The sequence below is a fragment of the Janibacter hoylei PVAS-1 genome (assembly GCF_000297495.1).
GTDB classification, from domain to species: Bacteria; Actinomycetota; Actinomycetes; order Actinomycetales; family Dermatophilaceae; genus Janibacter; species Janibacter hoylei.
The window spans coordinates 1-3312 of sequence record NZ_ALWX01000083.1 but is presented as its reverse complement, the minus strand read 5'-3'; the positions used below and the strand labels follow the sequence as shown (position 1 = coordinate 3312).

The 3312-nt window shown below is 67.8% G+C and carries 2 protein-coding genes and 2 pseudogenes; 3 read left to right on the top strand and 1 reads right to left on the bottom strand.

Annotated elements, in window-relative coordinates:
- Positions 1-723, bottom strand: a 723-nt coding sequence (locus B277_RS14330) for an IS256 family transposase (RefSeq protein WP_007929538.1), incomplete at its 3' end; no start/stop codon positions are given.
- Positions 724-849: 126 nt separating this feature from the next.
- Here B277_RS14330 and B277_RS14320 point away from each other — a divergent pair.
- From B277_RS14320 to B277_RS14310, 3 genes and pseudogenes are all read left to right on the top strand, one after another.
- Positions 850-1709 (top strand): annotated as a pseudogene (locus B277_RS14320) (IS3 family transposase); the annotation flags it as partial.
- A 243-nt stretch (positions 1710-1952) separates the two neighbouring features.
- A complete protein-coding gene (locus B277_RS14315; RefSeq protein WP_007929532.1) occupies positions 1953-3098 on the top strand; it encodes an IS110 family RNA-guided transposase in 1146 nt (381 codons plus the stop codon).
- A 26-nt stretch (positions 3099-3124) separates the two neighbouring features.
- A pseudogene (locus B277_RS14310) lies at positions 3125-3312 on the top strand (integrase core domain-containing protein); the annotation flags it as partial.

Here is a 3312-nt window from a genome sequence, read left to right as displayed (position 1 = left end):
CTCGACCAAGCCCTTGTGCGCATCCGAGGTGACCAGCCGGACGCCGGTCAGGCCCCGTGCGCTCAGGTCGGCGAAGAACTCATTCCACGCCGGCCCGGTCTCGGACGTGGCGACGCGCAGCCCGAGGACCTCGCGGTGCCCGTCGCCGTTGACGCCGACCGCGATCAGCGCGACGGCGTTGATCACGCGCCCGCCCTCGCGAACCTTCATCGTCAACGCGTCCGCGGACACGAACGTGAACGGGCCCGCCTCGGCCAGAGGCCGGTGGCGGAACTCCTCGACGACCTGGTCCAGGTCGGCGGCCATCCGGCTGACCTGCGACTTCGACAACGAGTCGATCCCCAAGGTCTTCACCAGTTTGTCCATGCGCCGGGTGCTGACGCCGGCGAGGTAGCAGTCGGCGACGACCGTGATCAACGCGGACTCCGCACGCTTCCTGCGTTCCAGGAGCCACTCAGGAAAGTACGTGCCCGAGCGCAGCTTCGGGATCGCCACGTCGACGGTCCCGACGCGGGTATCCAGGTCGCGGTGGCGGTACCCGTTGCGCTGCGCCGCCCGCCCAGGAGTGGCCCGGCCATACTCCGCGCCAACCACGGCATCGGCGTCCGCGGACAGCAACGCGTTGATCATGGTCTGCAACAGGCTGCGCATCATGTCCGGCGATGCTTCGGACAGGGCTTCACTCAGCAGGCCTGCAGGGTCGACAATGTGAGGTGCGGTCATCGTGATGACTCCATTCGAGGATTCTGTGGAAGGTTGACTCGAAGGATCACGCGGTGGCCGCACCCACGTCCACTACCGGGACGAGGACAGCGACCGCGCTACACCACTATCGGGGACTCAACTGGCGGTACCCGGCCGGGCACCACGACCAGCGACGCGCAGCGGTTGGCCGAGCTCGAGCGCGAGGTCCGCGAGCTGCGGCGCGCGAACCACATCTTGAAGACGGCCTCGGCTTTCTTCGCGGCGGAGCTCGACCGCCCCACCAGCAGGTAGTGGCCTACATCGAGGCCCATCGCCACGACGTGGTCGATGGGCGCGAGGTCGGGGTCGAGCCGATCTGCGCGGTGTTGAATGACGCCGGCGTGCAGGTCGCCCCGAGCAGCTACTACGCCGCCAAGACCAGGCCGCTGTCGGCACGCGCGATCCGCGACGCCGAGCTCGTCACCGATATCAAGGTCGCCCACAAGGCCAACCTCGGTGTCTACGGCGCGAGGAAGATCCACGCCGAGCTCAACCGCGAGGGCGTCAAGGTCGCCCGCTGCACCGTCGAACGGCTGATGAAGGCCGAGGGGCTGCGTGGGATCCCGCGGGAGAAGACCCGCAAAACCACCATCGGCGACGGCGCGGAGACCGAGCGCCCCGAGGACCTGGTCAAGCGGAAGTTCGTCGCGACCAGACCGAACCAGCTGTGGGTAGCCGACCTGACCTACGTCCGCACCCACGCCGGATGGACCTACGTCGCGTTCGTCCTCGACGTCTTCAGCCGCATGATCGTCGGCTGGCAGGTGTCCACCAGCCTGCGCACCGACCTCGCCCTGGACGCCCTCGACATGGGCCTGTGGAACCGGCAGCGGGCCGGGCAGGACGTCACCGGCCTGATCCACCACGCCGACCGCGGAGTCCAGTACCGAGCCATTCGCTACACCGAGCGGCTCGCCGAAGCCGAGGCCGTCGCATCCGTCGGCAGCCGTGGCGACTCCTACGACTGCGAGCATCGTGACTGCGCCACCACCTGGGGTCTGACCCTTGCTTATGACCGGCCCTGCGGGTGCCCTCGCGTTGACATGTTGGCCCCGGGTGGTGGCGTTCACCAGGCTGCTGGCCGGGTGGGCAGTGACCTGATAGGAGCCTGACTCGACCAGGGCCTCATCGCAGTCCTGTCCGCCCACTCCGGCCAGCTGAGCCATGGACAGCCCGCCCGGAAAGTGCGAGAGAGGATCCACAGCCCGATGCCCAGCATGCAGCTTCGGCGTGACGATGTCATCGTCGGCGTCGACACCCACAAGGACAACCACGTAGCGGTCGCGATCGACGGCTTTGGCGGCCGGCTCGGCGACATCGTCGTGCCCACCACCATCGCCGGGTTTGAGGAGCTCCTCGCCTTCTGTCTGGCCTTCGTCGGGTCGGCCGGTCGGCTGATCGGGTTCGGCGTCGAGGGCACCGGCTCCTACGGGGTCGGCTTGGCGCGCTACCTGCGCAACCACGGTCACGACGTCCACGAGATCGCCCGCCCAGCACGGGCCGCGGAACGTCGACTCGCAGGGAAGAACGACACCATCGATGCCGAGCACGCTGCACGCCAGCTCCTGGCTGGGCACGGGCTGTCGACACCCAAGACCGCCGACGGCGCGGTCGAAACGATCAGGCTGGTCAAGATCGCCTACGACGGTGCCGTTCAAGCGCGGACAACCGCGATGATCACGCTCAAGGCGACCCTCGCGACCGGGAGCGAGGCGTTGCGGGCGGAGCTGGAGACGCTCACCGACCACAAGCTGATCCTCGCGTGCGCGGCGCTGGAGGGTCCGACTCCACTGCCGCCCGTGCGCCGTGGCGCACCTGCCGTTGTTGTGCCGGGTGACCCGGATGTGGCGATGCGATACGTGCTGTCCTCGATGGCGAAGCGTTGGCTGGCGCTGCACGAGGAGGCCAAGGCTCACGCCGCATCACTGAAGGCACTCACTGCGGCCGCTGCGCCCCAGCTCGTCGAGGCCGTCGGCGTCGGCTACGACACTGCGGCACAGATGCTGATCACCGCCGGCGACAACGCCAACCGGATCAAGTCCGAGGCAGCGTTTGCCAAGATGTGTGGCGCGTGCCCGATCCCGGCTGGATCCGGCAAGACCAACAGCCGGCACCGTCTGTACCGCGGCGGGAACCGGCAGGCCAACGCCGCGCTGTATCGCGTGGTCATCGTGCGCATGCGCTGGCATCAGCCGACGATCGACTACGTGGCCCGTCGCACCGCCGAGGGCATGTCGAAGCGGGAGATCATCCGGTGCCTGAAGCGGTACCTCGCTCGCGAGCTCTTCCGCCTGCTGCCGGCCCCGGACGCCATCGCCAAGCCCGTTAATGGAGAGCTCGAAATCGCGGCCTGATCGACTTGACGATCTATAGGAGCATCAACGCCGCCGCCGAGGCCCTGAACAAGCTGTACAAAAAGGAACTCATCTGGCGACAAGGACCGTGGCGCGGCCTCGACGACGTCGAGATCGCAACCCTCGAATGGGTCGACTGGTACAACAAATCACGCCTTCACGGCCACTGCGGCGACGTCCCGCCCGCCGAGCTCGAGGACCGCTACTACGCTGA

What these genes read in the sequence shown, in the direction of transcription:
- B277_RS14315 (WP_007929532.1), top strand. Translation starts at nt 1,953, where the DNA reads ATGCCCAGCATGCAGCTTCGGCGTGACGATGTCATCGTCGGCGTCGAC.